Consider the following 21,244-nt stretch of genomic DNA (forward strand, 5'->3'; position numbering starts at 1 on the left):
ACCCGAGCTCAGTCTCGGGTATTTTTTGTCTAAAGTCATAAAGGCTATTTATTGTATGAGCTTTTCATAAAAGGCTAATGCATCAAATGGTCGGGAGAAAAAAGGGCTTTTCTCTATATATTCTTGATGTACCTTGCTCAGTGTTTCAAACTTTTCTCTCGATGTAGGTTCGATATGAAAAGTTAGGCTTTCAGTCGATTCTACAAGCTTTAATGTTGAGGTTCTTGAAGCGTTATTTTTTGCTATTAATAGATAATATGCTAGCTCTTGCTTCTCTTTTAATACACAAGCCTCAAAAGCTTTCTCGCTTAAAAACGGCAGAACAGGAGTTAATGCTTCTATATGCTTCTTTGAATACTCTAGGGTTTGTTTGTCAGGTGTATTCTGGTCTGCCATAGATTCGCACAGCTTTATCTTAGCACCATAATTATCGATAGATTGGCTTACGTTGTTAAACAAACTGGCTTCAAACTTTTCACTTGCGAAAGTGACACTTGAGAAAAGTGATAAGAGAATTATTCCAACATTCTTGTTCATATTTTTCCTTCTGAACTGCACCATAACGTTTGGCTAGCATCAGAAAATCTTCTCTATCTAACCCTACACTAACTTCTTAGCTTACCTTTTTAATCTAGCTTATCGATAGCTTTTAAGCTTTTCATTAAATATACATAAAGGCGCATTTTGGTGGAGTCTATCCCACTTTTTAGTATTGGAAATATCATTAAATTTTGAGTCATTAAAATCAATAGGGTTATTATCTAGAGGGAGGCAATTGGTCACTCATATTGGCGCAAATAGTTACAACATGCGCCAGCCAAGCTGAATTGAAAAAGTAAACAATGTAAATTAAATGCCAATACGAATGATTATCACCTAAATTATGCCCCACATTTATTGGTGATGATTGTTTCTATGCTGCTTAAAAGCAAAGGTGTTCAAACTTGGGCTCGCCGCCTACATATCTATATTTCGATGGCTCTTCTCTTAGTTACGCTGTTTTTTGCAGTAACTGGTATTACCCTCAATCGCCCCGAATTGTTTGAACGCAGTGAACCTATCATTCAACAACATACTCTGACGGTTCCGCACTCAGTTCTACTCTCACATTCAGATACTTTTCAACCTAATCGTGAAGAACTGGTGGCTTTTTTGACTAAGGAAACCGAGCTTCGCGGTACTCCCTCCGCATTAGATGTGTATACCGAAGTTGAGCAAGGTGAGTTGTTACTCGGAGAGCTGTCTATGGATTTTAAAGGCCCGGGTTATAACGCTACGGTCTTTATTGATATGACTACTGGTGCGGCAGATGTTGAAACGACGCACTACGGTATTGTGGCGTTGTTGAACGATCTACATAAAGGTCGCAACAGTGGTGGGATTTGGAAGTGGTTTATCGACGTCACTGCGCTTTTGATGGTGTTTTTTGTTCTAACAGGTGTGTGCTTAATACTGCCTAAGAAGAAGACGCTTAGAACGTCAATGCAATGGATGAGCTTTGGTACGTTACTGTCGCTCGTGATTTATTTTGTTGCTGTTCCATAACAGCTTTTTTAGAGAACACTTATGTTGAACACAGGAAGATTTTTCCGCCGCAATCACTTTTGTAAAGCCGCTTTGATCGCGGCTTTTGCTCCTTTCTCTCTTTCTGCGGCTCCTCTACCAGATAACGCGAAGATCGATTTCGAATTCGAACTTCCAAAGATAGACACTTCAATGTACGCACGCCCTTATGTGGCGGTGTGGGTTGAAAACGATCAGCGTAAACCGGTTAAAACCATTCAGTTATGGGTAGGGAAAGACGAATGGTTAAAAGATCTACGCAGCTGGTGGAGAAAAGCGGGTCGTTATGATCGTGAACTTGTTGATGCGGTGACGTCAGCAACGCGCCCTGCTGGACAGTACCGTTTTGTTTGGGACGGAACCAATGACGCAGGGGAGCGTTTGGAGCAGGGAAATTACACATTGTACGTCGAAGTCGTTCGTGAACACGGTGGGCGTAACTACTTACGTCAAAAAATAACGCTAGCGGACAGTGAAGTGCGCTATGAGCTTAAACCAACTCAAGAGACGGGTGTCATCACCGTCAATTATCAAGTTAAGTGATTAAAGGACACAACAATGAAAACCAAAATGAAAGCAGTGGCATTGGCGAGTGTAATGGCAATGGGATTGGCTGCAACAACCACCGCACAAGCGCATCCACGTTGGGTTCTGCCTTCTCACTTTACGGTTTCAAAAGAAGGTGGTGACTGGCTGACATTTGATGTTACTGCTTCTCACGGGACGTTTGTTTTTGATAAGCCTGCGGGTAGTGACCAAGCGTTCGTGGTGATGCCGGATGGCCGTTCTGAGCGTCCTAACTTTGTTGTTCGTGGCAAACGTCGTTCTATGTTTGATTTCTTTTTTACGGAAGAAGGCACGCACAAAGTCGCGATCAATAATCAGCCGAGCTACTACACCCAATACAAAGCGGGTCGTCGTGATACGGTGAAGTGGGCGCGAGCAAACAAAGCTGAGCGTGGTGATGTGCTTCCCGAGCAAGCACGTGATGTGGTTACGCAACTAAGCTACACCCGAGCAGAAAGCTACATTACGGTTGGTATGCCAACGGACAAAGCGTTGGAGATTGAAGGCAAAATGCTGGAGATGAAGCCAGTCACGCATCCATCGGACATCATTGAAGGTGAACCAGTCACTTTCCAGTTTTTCTTCAATGGTGAGCCACAAGAGGGCGTCACAGCGGAGATCACACGTGAAGGCACCATGTACCGAAACCATCAAGAACAAATCGATGTGGTGAGTGATAAAGATGGCAAAGTGATCTTCACGCCAGAGGTCGCAGGGCGCTACTTAATGAAAGCGAACTACAAAGGTGAATTAAAAGATAATCCATTGGCGGATAAAGCGAGTGCCAATGTTCACCTTACGTTTGAAACTCAACTTAACTAATCGAATTAGGCTCAGCAATCGCTGGGCCATTTTGGAATCATCATGAATAACACTTCTCTTCTAAAAGCTGCTTTGCTTTTTTCTGGATTTGCTTCTTTTCACGCTGCTGCACACTTCCCTCTGATGAGTTGTCACTTGGCGCAAGATAAAGTGATTTGTGAAGCGGGCTACTCGGATGGATCGACAGCGGTCGACTACGATGTCGAAATGTACGATTACGACGACAATCTGATCGCCAAAGAAAAAACAGATAAGCGTTCCATCGCAGAATTTACTCACCCTGAAACAGATTTCTATTTGGTATTTGATGCCGGACATGAAAGCCCGGTGGAAGTGGATATCGTTGAGCTGAAAGAGAAATGAGTGTACAGAAAGTTCGTCCCGATGATGGTAACCGAGAAGGAAAGTGGGTCGCACTGACTATCGCAGCGATTCTCGGTTTTGCAGCCATACTTATGCCCCATCATCAGGTTGCGACTGAAAAGTCAGACATACAGGCTCATCAAGTTTTAATCACGGACTTACATCAAAACGAGTTGGGTTTGATCGCTGAACTTAAGCTTGCTCATGAAGAGATTCGTGATTTGCAGCTAGAAACTGGAACTTGGCCTGAGGTCTCTGACATGGAGGCGCTTTGGATTGCTCCATTCGTAAAAGACCAAAATTGGAAGCGCAAAGGGTCTCATCAGTGGAAACGAATCGATGACGGAGTCTACATTGGCATGAAGAAAAATGCCCAAGGTTCTGCCTCTATGCTTCTGGATAGCCGTGGCTCTCAAGCTGATATTTGGTTTAGTGATTCTAGCCGATCGTTAAATGCGGAGGTACTAAGCGATCTAGCAAAACGCCGCCAGCATGGCTGGCAACAAATCGTTCTGTCAGATTCCTCTTCTTCCCATTCTCACGCCCATTAAGACAACATAATTGATAACTACTATGATCAAACGCTCTCTTTTACGTCGTATTCTTACAGCCACCGTGTTATTGACGGTGTCTTCTACTGGCTTTGCTGCCGATAAACTCAGTATTGGTATTACGCTTCAACCTTATTACAGCTATGTCAAAGCTGTTGTTGATGACAAGGCGAACATCATTCCTCTGGTCGATGCTGGTTTTAACCCTCATAACTATTTACCGCAACCCAATGATCTTAAGCGTTTGAATGAAATGGATGCGATAGTGATCAATGGTATTGGTCATGACGATTTTGCACTGAAAGTGATCAAAGCCTCTCAGCATGATGATCTCGTGGTTATCGAAGCAAACAAAGAAGTGCCTCTGTTACCGGCGATGGGGCAGTCAGTTGGTCAAGGTGCAGTGAACCCTCACACCTTTGTTGGTCTATCGACCACTATTCAAAAGGTTTACACCATCGCGAGTGAGCTAAGTAAACTGGACCCAGACAACGCTGCTTTTTATCGCCAAAATGCTCGTAAATACGCGAAAACTTTCCGCCTGATGAAGCGTGATGCAATGTTGTCTCTTGGAGAGTTGGACACGGCTGGTATGAAGGTGGCGACAACCCATAATGCTTACGGCTATATTCTTCAGGAGTTTGGTGTTGACGTCGCAGCTGTCATTGAGCCTGCTCATGGTGTTGAACCAAGTGCCAGTCAGTTGCAGGAAACGATTGAGAAAATTCGTGAATCGGGTATTGATGTGCTGTTTTATGAGCTCAATATGCCGAACCGTTTTGTTGATACCATCGAAGAGGCGACTGGGGTGCAGCTTTATCGCTTTTCTCACATGACTCACGGTGAGTATGAGGCTGATAAAGTCGAACTTGAGATGCGAGATAACGTGGAAACGCTCATTGAGGCAATGAAGTTTGTTGCGAGCAAGCGAGCAGGGGAAAAGGCGTAATGACTGGACCTTCCGTTTCCTTAAGTAACGTGGGCCTAAAATACGCCGACAATATTATTTTGCAGAACATCAGCGCTGAATTCGAGAGCGCTAAATGCCACGTTATCATGGGGCCGAATGGTGGTGGGAAAACCTCTTTGCTTCGTTCGATACTTGGGCTAACACCATTTTCGGGAAACATTGCACTCAATTGGCCAGAGCAATCAGCTGCATCGGGTAAGATAGGATATGTACCACAAAAGGCGATGTTCGAGGCAAGCCTCCCGTTAACCGTGATGGATTTTGTGCTGCTTAATCAAACCCGTATCCCTCTATTTTGGCGACGTAAAACTAAACAAACTCAACATGCCCTGGCCCAGCTGGATCGCGTGGGCATGGCAACGCGTTGCGATCGTCGTATGGGGCAACTCTCTGGCGGTGAGCAACAGCGTGTTTTGTTTGCGCAAGCTTTACTGGATGAGCCCAATTTATTGGTTTTAGATGAACCTACAACTGGTATGGACGAGCAAGGTGTTCGGTATCTTGAAGGTTTGATTCATGAAGTCGTTGGAGAAGGCAAAACGGTACTGGCAGTACACCATGACGTGACCGCAGTGCGCCGTTTAGATGCTCAGGTCCATGTCGTAAATCGTCAAATTGTGGCGTCAGGTCACCATTCAGATGTGCTAAGCCCTGATCGTATAGAAACATTATTTAAGCACTACACAGCAAAAGTGGAGGCTGCATAATGGATTGGTTACGAGAGTTAGCGGTTAGCGGCGTTGAAGCTGGATGGTTAAGCGATAGCTTTTCTTATGCCTTCATGGTGAACGCAATTGTGGCTGCGTTGATATTAGGACCATTACTTGGTGGTCTTGGGACATTAGTCATCGCCAAGCGACTGGCTTTTTTCTCTGAAGCGGTTGGGCACGCTGCGCTTACCGGAATCGCGATTGGTGTGTTGCTCGGTGAGCCGCCAGAGAATCCGATCATCGGCTTGTTTAGCTTTTGTATGATTTTTGCGCTGTTGCTTCACTTTGTTCGTAATCGTACCAATGTACCTTACGATACACTGGTTGGAGTTTTTCTTGCACTAGCGTTAGCGGTTGGTGCTGCGCTGTTAATGTACGTCGCTCGTAAGATCAACATTCACATGTTGGAGAACGTGTTGTTCGGATCGATCTTGACTGTGACGGACAACGATATCCTTATTTTAGCGATCAGTTGTTTGATCATATTACTGCTTCTTATTCCTACGTTTAACCGCATTTTGCTGACTTGTATCAGCCCGGATATTGCACGTGTACGCGGCTTTAATACCAGCTTTTATGATTACCTATTTGTCATGATGATCACCTTGGTCACCATCGCCGCGGTAAAGATTATTGGCGCGGTATTGGTTGGTGCATTGCTACTGATTCCTGGTGCAACGGCTAGGTTATTGACTAAACGCATGGGCAGTTTCGTTCTCCTTTCTTCTTTATTGGCAACCATTGCGTGTTTAGTCGGAACCATACTGCCGATGGAGCTTGAGCTACCAGTGCCATCAGGCGCATCCATCATCATTGTTTCTGCGGCCTTTTTCCTAACAGCAACGGTTTACCGAATTATCCAAAAAGCGTAACCCTTTTTATAAAGTAATGAACATGAAGATAAAAAAATTAGCGATAACTTTTGGTTTGGTTATAGCGACGACACTTCCATCGTGGGCAAGCGCCAAAGACATTTTAACCAGCACTCCCGTCACGTACATGTTGTCTGAGCAAATCATGAAAGGTACAGGGATAGAGACTCAGTATCTGCCTCCAAAGCGTTACGGCGTTGAGCGTCTTGAAAACTGGTTCGCAAATAAAGGTACAGAGCAAGTTAAGCAAGCGGGTCAAGCCGCGACGGTTGCTATTACTCTTGGTGCGATTTGGAAACAAGACCCGACTTATGTTTACGCTCGACAGGGCAACATTCACTTGATTGAAATCGATGCATCGCAGGCCATTTCTCCTAGAGCTCAAGGAGTTGCAGTACTGACATTGGAAAACGGGTCAACATCGAAGTACGCGTGGCTGAACCCTACAAACTTAATCCGAATGGCGGGCATTGTTGGAGAGGATCTACAACGTGTATATCCTGAACACCAAAAGGCGATTCAAACGAATCAACAGGCTTTTATGCTCAATGTGCGTGAACTGATCAACCAACAACAGGCAGAGATCTTCGATAAAGGCATCGATTCAGTGGTACTGATGAGTGAGTCACTAGAGGACTTTGCCTCTGGCAACCAATTGTTTGTGGTTGGGCGCGAATTTAAGCCAGAACTCGAGTGGACAGAAGAAGACAAATTATCTTTAAAAGCTCAGTTTGAACAAGATAAAACGCTATGGTTAGTTACGGATAAACGACCGTCGAAAACCTTGACATCGCTTATTAAACCGAGTCGTATACTGCAAATTGATGTTATTGACCGCTGGGGCAGTAAGGGTACCAAAACTGAGAAGCCACTCGCACGTTGGGAGATGTGACACGTAAAAAGCCACAGATTTTATGATGGGGAATGAAAAGTTCCCTATTTTTTTGTGACTTAGTTCAAAATGTGAGCATTAATACCACTGGTTGCATAAGAAAGTGTTTGTTTCATTTCTATTTCATTACTACTTTGTTATGTGTTCGTTGCGATTGATTCGGATTTAATCTGTCTCTAAGCGAACCGGTACAAACAACTATACGGATGTTAACAATGAAAATGAAAACTCTAGCCGTTGCAGTGGCGGCACTAGCATGTGGTTCACAGGCCTTCGCAGCAGAAGTTTATAACAGCGATGGTACATCTTTATCGATCGGCGGTCACGTTTCAGTTGGCGTGGGTGAGTACTACGAGGAAGATGTGAAAGTTCATCAAGTGTCTCCACGTATTAACGTCGCGGGTAAGAAAGACATTGGCAACGGTATCACTATCGACGCTAAAGGCGAATGGGCGCTTAACTACCTAAATGGTGGTGAACAGTCATTCAAAACTCGTCTAGGTTACATCGGTGCAACTCACGAGCAGTACGGTCGCCTTGTTGCAGGTACTCAATGGTCACCTTACTACGATGTCGCTGGTGTTGCGGATCTACCAATCGCGTTTGCGAACGACTTTTTGTACGACAACCACGGCAACCTAGGCTCAGCTCGTGCTGATAAAATGCTTAGCTACCGTAAAGGTTTTGAATTTGGTGAAGGCTTTGCTTTCAACCTAGGTCTAGGTTGGCAAGGTGAGCAAACTTCAGATGCAACAACATACGAGCAACGTGGTCAAGTTGCACTGAGCGGTTCTGTAGCTGGCTTTGGCCTAGGCTACGTATACAGCGGCGGTGATGTTAAAAACGCGACTCTAGGTACTAAGAACGCTGAATCACACCTATTCTCTGTAAACTACGGTCAGTACGGTTCAGGTCTATACGCAGCAGTAGTATACGGTATGAACGATTACTTCTACGACATGCGTAAAGAGACTTCTCAAATTGAAGCTCTTTTGGCATACGGCGTGAACGATTGGACATTCAGCGTTAACTACGAAGGCGTAGAAGACGAAGAAGACAACAAGACAGTTTCAAGTGAAACTGCGCTACAAGCAGAGTACGCTGTAACTCCTGCTTTCGTAACGTTTGCTGCTTACCAGTTTGACCTAGGTAACGATTACACTAGCGAAGAGAACGACTACTGGACTCTAGGTGCTCGTTACTACTTCTAATAAATAGGCCAGTTTCTACTGCCTAAACACATTTATTGTGTTAACGCCTACTCGTTGTGAGTAGGCGTTTTTCTTTCTGCTTTGGTGGTGATTTCCCCATAAGCAGGTGGAATGAGGTTTAGGCTTAAATTGCTTCTCTGCTTCGAGAACATGTCCAAACAAAAATGCCCGCAGTGTGCGGGCATTTTTATGAGTGGTGTGTATGTGCTTATTTTTTATCGAGCAAGTCGAGGAAGAACGCGTATTCCAGTGCATCTTCTTTCAAACGTTTAAATCGACCAGAGGCGCCGCCGTGTCCGGCTTCCATATCGGTTTTGAACAACAAGACGTTATCGTCAGTCTTCATTTCACGAAGTTTGGCGACCCACTTCATTGGTTCAAAGTACTGCACTTGAGAGTCGTGCAAGCCAGTCGTTACCAACATGTTCGGGTAATTTTGTGCCTTGATGTTGTCGTAAGGCGAGTAACTCAACATATAGTCATAGTATGTTTTGTTATTTGGGTTACCCCATTCATCATATTCATTGGTGGTCAATGGAATTGATTCATCGAGCATAGTGGTTACCACGTCCACAAACGGAACATGAGCGCCGATACCGCGATACAGTTCTGGTGCTTGGTTGATGACAGCCCCCATTAAGAGACCACCTGCGGAGCCACCAACAGCGAAGACTTTATCTTTCGCGCCATAGCCTTGTTCAACCAAACCTTTAGTCACATCAATAAAGTCGTTGAATGTGTTTTGCTTGGTGAGTTTTTTACCATCTTCATACCAAGGACGGCCAAGCATTTCAGATCCACGAATATGAGCAATGGCGTAAACAAAGCCGCGGTCTAATAGACTCAAACGTGTCGAGCGGAAAGTTGGCTCAATGGTTGCGCCATAAGATCCATAACCATATTGGTAGAGTGGATTCGTACCATCCTTCTTAAATAAGTCTTTACGATACACCAAAGAAACGGGTACTTCTTTACCGTCACGGGCTGTGATCATAATGCGTTCTGATTGGTAATTGTCAGGATTAAAATCACCAAGTACAGGTGTTTGCTTCATGATTTCTGACTCGCCCGTTTTTAGATCGAAATCGTAGTAGGTTCCTGGAGTGGTTAAACTGCTGTAATAAATACGAACTTTCTCGTTATCCAGCTCTAGGTTACCTGCCAAATAGGCAGCAAACGCATCGTCATTAAATGTGAGGGGGAATTCTTTTCCTGTTGAGAGCTGACGTACAGTGACGCTTGCTAGGCCGTTAGAGCGCTGCTCATAGACGAGGTGATCATCGAATAGCTCGAAGTCGACAAGTTGAGTGTTGTCGTCTGCGGCAATCACGTCTTGCCACTTAGAGCGATCGTGCATCTCTTCTTGCTTAACTTTCATCAAACGGAAGTTCACGGCTTGATAGTTGGTATAAATGTAATACCAATCGCCTAGCTTAGAAATGCTGTATTCAATGCCATTTTCACGAGGATAAAAAGGCTTCGCCTTTGCTTTAGGGTTGTTCGCATCGATGATGGAGACGCCGCTGGTTTCTGTACTGGAATGCCAGATATAAATATCTTCGCCATCTTTGCTTTTGCTTAGTGAGGTGTAATAGGCGCTGTCGGTTTCTTCAAAAATCAACTCATCACTGCTTTGTGGCGTGCCTAAAACATGGCGATACACTTGGTAGCCCAGCAAGGTCTGTGGATCTTTTTTGATGTAGTAAAAGGCGTTGTTATCGTTCTGCCATGCAATCGCGCTTGAGGCGCCTTCGATTTCATCTTGTAGGTAATTGCCTGTTGTCAGGTCTTTGATCTTAAGAGTGTAAACGCGGCGGCTTAATGTATCTTCGCCATACGCCAGTAAGTTTTCATTCGGACTGACGTACAAGCCGCCAATACTGAAGAACTCATGTTCTTTTGCAAGTTCATTGACATCTAAAATGACTTGCTTGTCTTTGCCTGCAAAGTCTTTAGCTCGAAGGTGAACTTCGTATTCGTTATCTCCGGTCACTTCACTTGAGTAGAAGTAGTTGCCTTTACGCACAGGAACGGAGTTGTCGTCTTTTGCTATGCGACCTTTAATTTCTTCAAATAGCTCATTTTGAAGAGCTTCAGTGTGCTTGAGAACGGTTTCCGCATACTGATTTTCTTGCTCTAGGTGCTGCAAAATTTCCGGATCTTTACGCTCGTCGTCACGCATCCAGTAGTAGTTATCAACGCGAGTATCACCATGAATAGTCATCGCGTGAGGGACTTTCTTCGCAACCGGAGCTTGAGTTTGTTGAGCAACGATCTGTGATTGGGAGTATTGAGTCATGCTGGGAGTTCCTTGATTGCTGCATCCGGCGACAAGCGCGACCGAGACGGCCAACGTAGTTAAAGTGAAACGCATCTGTTTTTATCCTTATTGTACACCCAAGTGGCCTCATCCTGAGGGCTGGGCTTTCATTTCGTTAGTGGTTTTCAGTTGTCCATTCTTTGTTATGGGATGTGCCGAAAAAGTGAGAATTCTCAATATTTCCGAGTTGGCTACTCAATTTGAAGGGAGCTGAAAACACATTGTGTAAGCAGCTGTTATTTTTAACAAATATCAATTCGAAAGTTAAATCATTCTCATCGGTAAATCGATATAGTGTGATATGAAAAAAGGGACACACTAGTTTAGTGTGTCCCTTTTGGATTTTGAACGTTAGTCGATAATGATCAGATGACTTGCGGCACTTCGTTTGAGTGGTTGTGCGCTCGATTTACCCACATGAGCCCAAGCATTGCAATTACCGACATTGCCATCATCAAAACACCTAGTGGCATCTGGTTATGCGCTGGAAATAGTGATGCAAGCAAGGTCGCAATACCTGCTCCCAAGTTTTGCATGCCACCCAATGTCGCGCCAGCTGTTCCTGCATGATATGGGAATGGCGCAATTGCTCCGGTTGTTGCTGCTGGGAATAGGATACCCGCACCCAAAAAGTACACTGTTGCACCACCAACCAGCGTTAACGCCGTGGTTAAACCAAACAAGCCAGGGATGAGCACAATAGCAGAGCCAACAAAAATCGATACCAAGCCCACATTTAAAGCACGACGCTCAGAGCGACGCTGCGCGATGTAGCTAGATAAGCCGGCACCCACCAAGTAACCCGGGATCGGTAAGATAAACAGTAAACTTACCGTTGTTGCTGGTAATGCCAATACACTACCTAGCAATACCCCAGCTGCTGCCTCGAACACACCTACGCCAGCAAACGTCGCAACTAGGCAGATCAAAAAGCCTTGGAAGCGGCGATCTGATAAAACGTGTTTGTAGCTTTTGGCTACTGGTTCGAACTTGCGTTTCTCTTTTGGTAGCGTCTCCATCATGCTGGTCATCATGGTAATCACCACTGCAATGCCAAACAGCGCTAAGAATAGGTAGCTAGAGCGCCAGCCAAACGCTTCGGTTAAGTAGCCGCCAAGCACGGGAGCCAACAATGGTGAGAAAATCACACACATGCTGATTAAGCTATTTGCTCTGTGTAGCTCAGAACCTTCAAAGCAGTCGCGAGTCAGAGTACGTGACATCGCACCACCGCAGCCAATACCTAAACCTTGGATGAAACTACCAATCAAGAACCATTCAAATTGGTGTGCAAAGAGCGCCACCAATGTACCTACGATGTAGATAAGTAGGCCTGCTATGATGATTGGCTTGCGACCTAAGCGGTCCGATAACGTACCGTACACGAATTGCGATAAGCCATATGGAATTAGGTAACAAGCCATCACAGCTTGAAGTGATGACGCAGACACCAAAAACTCACCCGCCATATGACCGATTGAAGGCACGTACATTGTTTGGGTCATTTGACCCACGGCAGTCAATATTGCGATTAAAAAGGTAAGTTTCGCTAATGGAAACGAAGCAGACATTTGCGTATCTCTCCAAAAAATTTAAGACGTAAAAACCCTTAGCGCTCAAATGCAGAGTGCCAACAGACTTTTGGTGTTACGGGGCTATTTGCGCGAGATATTAGTCTTTGCGTGTACAATTAGCAATCGAAAAGTGTGAAGTTGAGCAAGATAAAAATCTATAATATGCATTAGAAAAACTAATCTTAATTTGCATTCGGAAATAGGCTGCTTTTCTTTGTTGAATTACGTTAAATCTCTTATTTGTTGTGAATGTAAACCTACTTATAGGTCATTGGTTTTTATGGTTAAAATCGAGGGGAGAAGAATTGTTTTGGTTAGCCAGAGCAAGACATGGTTCGAACGAAGAAAAGACTGGAGAAGGCACCATGAACAAAAAGGGAGCCGAAGCTCCCTTAGAAATGATTATGTTTATTCGCGGCCAGATGCGTATGCGTAAAGCATTTCTAGCGCGATGGTTGCTCCCGCTAATGCGGTAACATCACTGTGGTCGTACGGAGGCGATACTTCTACAACATCCATACCCACAATATTCATACCGGCTAAGCCACGAATGATCTTCAGTGCTTTGTCTGAGTTCAAGCCACCACAAACGGGTGTACCTGTTCCTGGTGCGAAGGCTGGATCCAAGCAGTCGATGTCAAAAGTAACATACACTGGCTTGTCTGCGACGGTGCGACGAATCTCTTCTAAGATCTCGTTCACCGACATGTCATTCGCTTGCATCGCATTAATCACATTGAAGCCGTGATCTTGCTGTTTGTATTCAGTACGAATACCGATTTGTACTGAGTTCTTCGCAGAGATCAAACCTTCTTTCGGCGCATGGTAGAACATTGTACCGTGGTCGTATGAACTGCCATTTGCGTAGGTATCCGTATGAGCGTCAAAGTGAATCAGAGCCATTTGACCATGATGCTTCGCGTAGGCACGCAGGATAGGCAGTGTGATGAAGTGGTCACCGCCCAATCCCAACATGGTTTTACCGCTTTTTAGAATTTCACTGGTTGCCGCCTCTAGACGGTAAGTGAAATCTTCCGCATCACCGCAATCGAACACGAGGTCACCCGCGTCGATCACTTTCAGCTTATCCAATACGTTGAAGTCCCACGGGAACTTCTTACCTTCCCATGCCAAGTTGACTGAGGCACGGCGAATCGCATCTGGACCCATGCGCGCGCCTGGACGACCAGATGTAGCCATGTCCAGAGGAACCCCTAGCACCACAACGTCTGCGTCTGCCGATACCGGATTACGAATGTACGGTAGACGTAAAAACGACATAGAGTTGGAGTAAAGCGAATAATCGTTTTTAGTAAACAAATCATTCATATCAGAAGTCCTCTAAATAGGTGTATCCCGCTAGACCTTGTTCTAGTTCTGCTAGGATTTGTGCTTGTTCATTGGCTTCAACTCGTTGGGAAACCAATTGTTTGTAATTGTCACGAATCGCATCCACGTCGATATGAACGTAGCGCATCATGTCTTCTACACTATCACCTTCATTGATGTAACTGATCTCAAATTGACCGTGTTCATCAACATTGACTACTGCACTGTGGGTGTCACCAAATAGGTTGTGCATGTCACCAAGGATTTCTTGGTATGCGCCTACTAGGAAAAAGCCCATTAGGTATGGTTTGTCTTTGCTCCAAGCTGGTACAGGTAGCGTGCTCTCGATGCCTTGACCATCAACGTAGTGATCGATCGCGCCATCAGAGTCACAGGTGATGTCCAACATTACCGCACGACGCTCTTCCGCATCGCCAAGGCCAGAAAGTGGTAGAACAGGGAACACCTGATCAATACCCCAAGCATCTGGTAGAGATTGGAAGAGAGAGAAGTTCACGAAGAACTTATCTGCAAGACGTTCACTCAACTCGTCCAGAATCGGACGGTGGAAGCGATTTTTAGTGCTCATCTTGCGGCTTAGTTCGAAGTAAATGCGCAGTGACAGTTGCTCTGCCCACGCACGTTGCTCCAAGTTAAGCACACCAGTTGCGAATTGAGAGTGTACCTCTGCCAAATCACTTTGGGTATCGTTGTAGATCTCAATTAACGCACGAGCGTCTGTACCATCTTGTAAGTTTTCCCAGTTTCGCCACATGTTTTGTAGCAAAAGTGGAGCATCTGCGCCAAGTTCATGCACTTCTTCCGGTTGGTACGTTTCTGTACCAATTACGTTAGAAATCAATACAGCGTGGTGCGCTGTCAGTGAACGACCGGATTCAGAAATGATCACTGGCATCGGTTGTTCGTATTGCTGACACACGTCGCCCACTGTGTTGACGATATTACGTGCGTACTCTGCAAGGCCGTAGTTCATCGAGTTCGATGATTGGCTGCGTGTGCCGTCGTAGTCGACTGCCAAACCGCCGCCCACATCGAAGTACTCGATGTTTGCACCCAGTGCGCGCAGTTCGCAGTAGAAACGTGCAGACTCATTCACACCATTACGTACGTCACGGATGTTTGCCATCTGTGAGCCAAGGTGGAAGTGAACCAATTGCATCGCATCTAGGCTGCCTTCGCGTTTCAGACGTTCAATAACGCTAAGTACTTGCGATGCAGACAAACCAAATTTCGATTTTTCACCGCCACTTGCTTGCCATTTCCCCGCACCTTGAGAGGCGAGGCGAATGCGCAAACCAAGGCGCGGTTTTACGCCCAAGCTTTTCGCTTCTTCTAGCACCAGATCCAGCTCAGAAAGCTTCTCTAGTACGATGAATACCTTGTGGCCCAGCTTTTCACCGATCAGTGCAAGACGCACATACTCACGGTCTTTGTAGCCGTTACACACGATCACGGAGCTGCCTTGTTGAGCCAATGCAAGTACTGCCAACAATTCTGGCTTGCTACCCGCTTCAAGACCAAGCTGTTTGGTTTCTAGTTGAGCTTGGCTCGCTAGAATTTCATCCACCACTTCACGTTGTTGGTTTACTTTAATTGGGTACACCAACAGGTATTTGTTTGGATATTGGTATTCTTCAATTGCTTGGTTGAAAGCGTGGCAAATTCCATGCACACGTTGGTGCACGATTTGCGGGAAGCGCACTAATACAGGCAGATTTAACTGCTTCGCTTCTAGCTCATTTACAATGGCACTGAAAGGGATTTGATGTGCACGATCACTACGAGGTGATACGTAAACATCGCCTTGGTCATCAATACCGTAGAAACCTTGGCTCCAGTAGTGAACGTTGTAGTCCGCGCGGATGCGGTCTAATTTAGTTGCTTTTTCCAACTCGATTCTCACAAAAATGTACTTAAGTCCTTAATTAACTAGAAGGAAAAGTACAAAAAAGCAAATCATGAGGCATTAACCTCATACCCTGACACGAACTCCGTGTGCGCGCATTAACGGATAAAAGTGCCGCTGAGTCTAATGATTAAAATCTATCATCTCGATTATGATTTCTTGTCGTGCGCTGATGTGAACATTTGTTTACCAGAGCGTCCATTCAGCTGTTATAGTTGGTCTGACCAGCAAGGAAGCGGTCATGAAAAATCTCACTCAAATAAGGACATATTTTGCAGCTGCACAGAATTCAGGGATACATTCAGACCATGTATCTCGCCGAATATCCCGATAAATTAATGTTGCTTGATGGTGCAAGTCGAGCAGATATTCCTCACCTTAAAGATTTTATTGAACATCAACTCCATCGTCCTTTTTCTGACCTAAAGTTGGTCGTTGTAACTCACATGCATCCAGACCACGCTGGTGGCGCACACAAACTGCGGGATTTAACTGGATGTAAGCTATTGGCCGCAAAGCGAGAGAGCCAATGGTATAGCGGTGTAGATGGTTGGCTAATGCATTTGACCGATTTGATGTTAGCGCGCTGGATGGCGAACCGGATGCGTAAACCAAAGCAAAACCTGTGGTATTCGCGCAAGTTAAAGCCCGATATCGAACTTATCGATGGTGAGTGTATTCCGGGGTTTGATGATTGGCAGGTGCTAGAAACGCAGGGACATACCGATAGAGATTTGTCGGTTTATCATTCTGAACAAGATGTATTGTATGTGGCGGATTTGATGGTGCAGGTTAAGAAACATCTTATTGCGCCGTTTCCCATATTTCATCCAAACCAATATCGCCAATCATTAAAGCGTGTGTTTGAGATGAATCCGCAATGTTTGCTTTTGGCGCATGGGGGAGAGGTGACTTTTGATGAGAAAGCGTATCAGCACATTCTGCATACTGCGCCAACTAAGCCGATGACCCATTGGCGCGTTACAAAGGTCAAAGCGAAGGGATTGTTGTTTGCGCTATTTAGTAGGAAGTAGACGAAGATAAAGCCAGACGAGTGATGCTCAACAAAAACGTTCGATCACTCATCTGAAGCTACGGGGTTAAGATGCCAATAAGTGAGATTGGCTAGGGTCTACCAGCACTTTGTCTGCCATGCCCTGACGACCTAACAGCATCATGTAAGTCATTTTTTCACGGTTGGTCAACGTAATGTCGATTGGCCATTGTTTGTCACCCATGCGCAGCATGGTGGTGATAACGCAGCGATGCTCAAAGGTACCGTTTGAAGATTTCACTTTACGGTTTGCCTTTAGCTTCGCTGTGCAGCGAACCACTTGTTCTAAATGATAAACATCCGGGTGTAGATCGAATGCAACGTAAGACTGACCATCTTTTTCAAAGCAATCAATGTTATCTACATGCAATGAAGAGGTTTGTGCGCCCGTATCAATGCGCGCTTCAAGGTGAGTAATCCCTAACTCAGGTAAGCAAATAGCTTCGGCGTTCCCAATGATCATTTTCTGATTCATAGTGTCATCCTAGCGATGAGTAATACGAGAGCCTACTAAGCAGGCTCTCACTCAAACAATTATCAACCTTTACCACGAGTACGGTTTGCGTGTGGTTTTGCGTTTTTCTCGATAAAGTCGAAAATCATACCAGCAACGTCTTTTTCTGTTGCGAGCTCGATACCTTCAAGACCTGGTGAAGAATTCACTTCCATTACCACTGGGCCGTTTTTAGATTGAAGGATATCTACACCGCATAGGTTTAACCCCATGACTTTTGCCGCGTTAATCGCAGTAGCGCGTTCTTCTTTGCTTAGTCGCACTAACTGTGCAGAGCCGCCGCGATGTAAGTTAGAGCGGAACTCGCCTTCTTTCGCTTGGCGCTTCATCGCTGCAATCACTTTATTACCGACAACAAAGCAACGTATGTCTGCGCCTTTAGCTTCTTCGATGAACTCTTGCACCATGATGTTTGCTTTCAACCCCATGAATGCTTCGATCACGCTTTCTGCTGCTTTGTTGGTTTCAGCAAGCACAACACCGATGCCTTGAGTGCCTTCTAGTAATTTAATCACTAGAGGTGCGCCACCAACATTTTTGATCACGTCCTGAATGTTATCAGGGTGGTGAGCAAAGCCAGTGCGCGGCAAGCCGATGCCTTTACGCGATAACAGTTGCAACGAGCGTAATTTGTCACGAGAGCGACTGATCGCGACCGATTCGTTGACACAAAATGTGCCCATCATTTCAAACTGACGTACAACCGCGGTACCGTAGAATGTGATGGATGCACCGATGCGAGGAATCACAGCGTCGTATTGTGGCAATTCTTCACCCTTATAGCGGATCTTAGGGTTGTTGCTCGTAATGTCCATATAACAGTGCAGAGTATCGATGACGTCTACTTGATGTCCACGCTCTTCACCTGCCTGTTTTAGGCGCATGGTTGAATATAAATTCTCATTACGAGAGAGAATAGCAATACGCATGGCAATTCCTTAGTAAGTCAGTACCAAATTAAAAATATAAGTATAGAGTATAGAATGCAGCAGGTATGTGATATTTAGGTGATATTACCTACTGACTTCAACGATTTAGATGTGTGGTTGGACAACCACTTTGTTAGAGGTGCGCACCTTAGGTTTTTTTCTCGCGAGAAGAAAACGAAAAAAACTCGTCGTTACGACAAAAATAATTTGTTGAATCATCGGACATTCTCAGCGTTGTAAGCCGGAAGTTGTCTGTGGACTTTTTTAAGCAAACGGATTACGACGAGTTTAAAACGCTAGGCTATTCTGTAGTTTGTTTTGAGTTTGTGATGACGTCCAATAACACATCTTTAATTGTTTGATAGCGCAGTGGTAGAACACGACTGCGTTTGCGAACTAAAAATAACTCTTCACACACGGTGTTTTTCAGTTGTGCGATGTGCAAGGTATCTTTTTGTAGGAAGTTGTCGACAGCACTTTGAGGCAGCACGGTGAAGCCGAGTCCTTTACTCACAGGTAGTAAAATTTGGCTTAATTGATTCACGTAGCCGGATAATGGTAAATCGCTCATCTTAATTTCTTGGAGCTCTTGTTCCGCGCATTGGTCAAAAAACAGCGTCATGTAGTGCTTGGCATCAGGATGGGCAATGACACCACAGTCGTGCAAGAGTTGTGGTGTTATCTGCTTTTCGCGGTATTGATTAGGTAGGACTAAGCACAACTGTTCCTTACCAATTCTTTCACTGTGAAATAAACCTTTGTGAGGAACATCAGTTACGATACCAATATCAATGCTTCCTTCCGTTATTGCATTGAGAATCGAGTGATTGGGTGCGGCTTCTAAATGCAGCGATAAGCCTGGGTGCTGTTTTTGCTTTTCTAAAAGAGGGCCATACAGCATCAATGCCATTGCGCCAGAACAGGCCAGTTTACAGTGACCTGAAAATGCATCATCAAAACTGAGTTCTTCGAGCAACGCTTTCTCTTTTTCTTCTAACTCCAGCGCGTAGGCGTAAACAATCCGACCTTGCTCTGTTAATTCGAAGCTTTTGTTTTCACGTTTGATCAGCGCATGCTGACAACTTTGCTCTAACTTTTTGATGTGTTGGCTGACACCAGGTTGGGTCATAAAAAGTTTTTCTGCCGTTTGTGTGAAATGACCGACTTCAATCAATGTCTTAAATGTATGTAACCAAACAGGATTAAGCATAATGTGAGATTTGCTGTGAGCTTGCTGAAAGACGTAGAGAAAATGATAGCACGGCACGAAATAAATCGACGCAAGAGAATTAGGTGCCTAGCGAATAATAAATAGCAGACAAAATAAAACCCCGCCTGGTTTCCCAGACGGGGCTTATTCTCTTTCGCAGCAATCCGGCTACTATAGGTGCTCCCTGCATCTATCCTTGATTGTGGCTAAGTCCTTTAACCGAGTTCCTTGTTCATCGCCTTCCTAGCGGTGTCCATTCTTGCCTATCATCCTGACGGGCGAACTCTATCCTAGAGCTTAACTACATCCTTGCTGATAACTCATCCTAAGCTACCAAATCTTCATCCTGAAGATACCTATTCCATTAGGCTTTTTTCCTGTTCCCGCCAACATCCTGTCGACACAATCAGTATTGATGTTTTGCTGATTACTCTCAATTAGCTAGGTAAAAAAACTTTGGCAGCGAATATTGTTTGAAATGGTATAAGTGATAATTTTCAATGGCTTATATTGATTTTTCGATTTTGTCTTAGTCAATGATGGTCGTTTTGCTTACATTGCTTGTAAGAGATGTCGCACAAGGTATCGAGCAAATGTCCGAGTTGGCGTCGTTTACATCCTGTTTAAGAATTTGCTCAAGATCACAACTCGATTTGTAGCCATAAAATTTGGCGATAGTGTCAGGTGGAATTTCCATTTCTTTGATGGCGAATGTTGCCCATTCATCACGTGTTTTGTGCAGGACTTGGCGTAGCTTGACAGTGAAGTGACTCATGAAAGCCTCCTTAGTTATCTTGTCTTTCAAGGCAACAATAAGGAGCGTGACGACACAAAGTTGATAGTATGCCGCTTAATATCAATACTATTTCAGCGTGATGAAGATTAAGCTGGCAATACTGATATTATTTGAGCGTGAAACAATACTATTTTGTGGAGTAGCCAATGGCACACATCGAAAAAGTACCGCAAAGACCAGGTTTTTCTTGGCGCTATCGTCGCATTGATGAGCCAGAAAAAGAGTACGATCTCCATTTTCACGATGATGTGTTTGAATTAGTCATCCATCGCTACTTCACTGGCAGTTTGCATATTGGTCATCACGAATTAGAAGTGACTCACAACCAAATGCTATTGATCGCGCCAGGTGTGCCTCACTCTATTCATTCCACATTGGTCGAGAGCAAGTGCGAGACTCATGTGATCTGGTTTAAGCGTGAGTGGATTGCCAATTTGATGTTCTATTGCGCAGAGCTTAGAAAGCTTGATCCGCTTTTAAAGGCGGCCAACAAAGGTGTGGTGTTTTCTGAGCGGACAGCTCAGCACGTTGTGGATCTTCTACATGAGCTCATGGCGTTTCCTGCAATGGAGCAACTCTCGAGATTTCTTCATGTTTTGTCTTTGATTGCTCACGATGAAGGGGCGAAAACACTGATGACTCACTCTTACTTATCGATGAGTGAACACGAATTACAGGAAAGAGAACGAGTGGCAAGTGTCAACGCGTATCTCGAACAGCACTTTGCTAGCAAAGTGACGCTCGCGAACTTGGCGAACCATTTATCACTGAGTGACAGTGCGGTCACAAGATTGTTTCAAAAGCACTTTAAAGAGCCGTTTAGCCAACGCCTAATGAAATTGCGGATCAATCATGCCGCAGATTTGCTGCAATCAACGCCTTTGCCGATTGGAATTGTGTTTGAGAGAGTAGGGTATCGAAACCAAGCCCTGTTTAATCGTCACTTCAAAACGTATAAAGGGCTTACGCCACGCGAGTACCGTCAGCAATATCAGCAGCGAATCCAGCCTTAATTGGGTCGCACACAACTGCGATCACGAACGCGAAAAGAGTTACTCGGCTGAAAGTGA

General features: G+C 44.8%; 21 protein-coding genes. 12 read left to right on the forward strand and 9 right to left on the reverse strand.

Annotated elements, in window-relative coordinates:
* Positions 1-48 precede the first annotated feature (48 nt).
* Positions 49-537 (reverse strand): hypothetical protein, encoded by a 489-nt coding sequence (locus NB463_RS03495; RefSeq protein WP_042523421.1) that lies wholly within the window; start codon positions 535-537, stop codon positions 49-51.
* Positions 538-915: 378 nt separating this feature from the next.
* On the opposite strand from NB463_RS03495, the gene NB463_RS03500 reads away from it, so the two are divergent.
* The 10 genes from NB463_RS03500 (at position 916) to NB463_RS03545 (ending at position 8,521) form a co-directional block, all read left to right on the forward strand.
* Positions 916-1,545 (forward strand): PepSY-associated TM helix domain-containing protein, encoded by a 630-nt coding sequence (locus tag NB463_RS03500; protein WP_053807988.1) that lies wholly within the window; start codon positions 916-918, stop codon positions 1,543-1,545.
* A gap of 21 nt (positions 1,546-1,566) precedes the next feature.
* On the forward strand, positions 1,567-2,106 hold the full coding sequence (locus NB463_RS03505) for a DUF2271 domain-containing protein (RefSeq protein WP_237309329.1): 540 nt from the start codon (positions 1,567-1,569) through the stop codon (positions 2,104-2,106).
* Positions 2,107-2,121: 15 nt separating this feature from the next.
* Entirely contained in the window at positions 2,122-2,952 is an 831-nt protein-coding gene (locus NB463_RS03510) for a DUF4198 domain-containing protein (RefSeq protein WP_258431765.1), read from the forward strand.
* A 42-nt stretch (positions 2,953-2,994) separates the two neighbouring features.
* The gene (locus tag NB463_RS03515; RefSeq protein ID WP_046873904.1) at positions 2,995-3,315 is read left to right on the forward strand and encodes a hypothetical protein; all 321 of its coding nucleotides are present in this window, start codon (positions 2,995-2,997) and stop codon (positions 3,313-3,315) included.
* Positions 3,312-3,866, forward strand: coding sequence for a DUF6162 family protein (locus NB463_RS03520; protein WP_047007956.1), 555 nt, complete (start codon positions 3,312-3,314; stop codon positions 3,864-3,866). The genes NB463_RS03515 and NB463_RS03520 overlap by 4 nt, the downstream gene beginning before the upstream one ends.
* Before the next feature lie 22 nt (positions 3,867-3,888).
* Entirely contained in the window at positions 3,889-4,815 is a 927-nt protein-coding gene (locus NB463_RS03525) for a metal ABC transporter solute-binding protein, Zn/Mn family (RefSeq protein ID WP_258431764.1), read from the forward strand.
* Positions 4,815-5,543 (forward strand): metal ABC transporter ATP-binding protein, encoded by a 729-nt coding sequence (locus NB463_RS03530; protein ID WP_053807975.1) that lies wholly within the window; start codon positions 4,815-4,817, stop codon positions 5,541-5,543. The genes NB463_RS03525 and NB463_RS03530 overlap by 1 nt, the downstream gene beginning before the upstream one ends.
* Complete coding sequence (locus NB463_RS03535; RefSeq protein WP_005393560.1) at positions 5,543-6,418, forward strand: metal ABC transporter permease; 876 nt, start codon at positions 5,543-5,545, stop codon at positions 6,416-6,418. Before NB463_RS03530 ends, NB463_RS03535 begins: the two co-directional genes overlap by 1 nt.
* A gap of 22 nt (positions 6,419-6,440) precedes the next feature.
* Complete coding sequence (locus NB463_RS03540) at positions 6,441-7,310, forward strand: metal ABC transporter solute-binding protein, Zn/Mn family (RefSeq protein ID WP_258431761.1); 870 nt, start codon at positions 6,441-6,443, stop codon at positions 7,308-7,310.
* 215 nt (positions 7,311-7,525) lie between these two features.
* Entirely contained in the window at positions 7,526-8,521 is a 996-nt protein-coding gene (locus NB463_RS03545) for a porin (RefSeq protein WP_258431760.1), read from the forward strand.
* Between the two features lie 208 nt (positions 8,522-8,729).
* Here the strand turns inward: NB463_RS03545 and NB463_RS03550 are convergent, their stop codons facing one another.
* From NB463_RS03550 to speA, 4 genes are all read right to left on the reverse strand, one after another.
* The gene (locus NB463_RS03550; protein ID WP_258515965.1) at positions 8,730-10,895 is read right to left on the reverse strand and encodes a S9 family peptidase; all 2,166 of its coding nucleotides are present in this window, start codon (positions 10,893-10,895) and stop codon (positions 8,730-8,732) included.
* 311 nt (positions 10,896-11,206) lie between these two features.
* On the reverse strand, positions 11,207-12,412 hold the full coding sequence (gene emrD / locus NB463_RS03555) for a multidrug efflux MFS transporter EmrD (protein WP_145472576.1): 1,206 nt from the start codon (positions 12,410-12,412) through the stop codon (positions 11,207-11,209).
* A gap of 411 nt (positions 12,413-12,823) precedes the next feature.
* Positions 12,824-13,744: an agmatinase gene (gene speB / locus NB463_RS03560; protein WP_006741236.1), complete on the reverse strand. Its 921-nt coding sequence runs from the start codon at positions 13,742-13,744 to the stop codon at positions 12,824-12,826.
* A 1-nt stretch (position 13,745) separates the two neighbouring features.
* Positions 13,746-15,656 carry an arginine decarboxylase gene (gene speA, locus NB463_RS03565; protein ID WP_258431758.1) on the reverse strand — a complete coding sequence of 637 codons (1,911 nt, stop codon included), beginning with the start codon at positions 15,654-15,656 and terminating at the stop codon, positions 13,746-13,748.
* Between the two features lie 323 nt (positions 15,657-15,979).
* Between speA and NB463_RS03570 the strand changes: the two genes are divergently transcribed.
* Positions 15,980-16,705, forward strand: a complete 726-nt coding sequence (locus NB463_RS03570) for an MBL fold metallo-hydrolase (protein ID WP_046873896.1) — start codon at positions 15,980-15,982, stop codon at positions 16,703-16,705.
* 66 nt (positions 16,706-16,771) lie between these two features.
* Here NB463_RS03570 and NB463_RS03575 read toward each other — a convergent pair whose 3' ends face one another.
* The 4 genes from NB463_RS03575 to NB463_RS03590 form a co-directional block, all read right to left on the reverse strand.
* Positions 16,772-17,200: an ATP-dependent zinc protease family protein gene (locus NB463_RS03575; protein WP_005393584.1), complete on the reverse strand. Its 429-nt coding sequence runs from the start codon at positions 17,198-17,200 to the stop codon at positions 16,772-16,774.
* Between the two features lie 62 nt (positions 17,201-17,262).
* Positions 17,263-18,168, reverse strand: a complete 906-nt coding sequence (rimK, locus tag NB463_RS03580; RefSeq protein WP_005393586.1) for a 30S ribosomal protein S6--L-glutamate ligase — start codon at positions 18,166-18,168, stop codon at positions 17,263-17,265.
* Positions 18,169-18,469: 301 nt separating this feature from the next.
* A complete protein-coding gene (locus NB463_RS03585) occupies positions 18,470-19,378 on the reverse strand; it encodes a LysR family transcriptional regulator (RefSeq protein ID WP_258431757.1) in 909 nt (302 codons plus the stop codon).
* Positions 19,379-19,907: 529 nt separating this feature from the next.
* Positions 19,908-20,153, reverse strand: a complete 246-nt coding sequence (locus tag NB463_RS03590; protein ID WP_054866892.1) for a hypothetical protein — start codon at positions 20,151-20,153, stop codon at positions 19,908-19,910.
* Positions 20,154-20,320: 167 nt separating this feature from the next.
* Here NB463_RS03590 and NB463_RS03595 point away from each other — a divergent pair, with 167 nt between their 5' ends.
* Positions 20,321-21,187: a helix-turn-helix transcriptional regulator gene (locus NB463_RS03595; protein ID WP_170892230.1), complete on the forward strand. Its 867-nt coding sequence runs from the start codon at positions 20,321-20,323 to the stop codon at positions 21,185-21,187.
* Positions 21,188-21,244: the final 57 nt, after the last annotated feature.

Source organism: Vibrio sp. RM-41-2B, from assembly GCF_024744415.1.
GTDB classification, from domain to species: domain Bacteria; phylum Pseudomonadota; class Gammaproteobacteria; order Enterobacterales; family Vibrionaceae; genus Vibrio; species Vibrio diabolicus.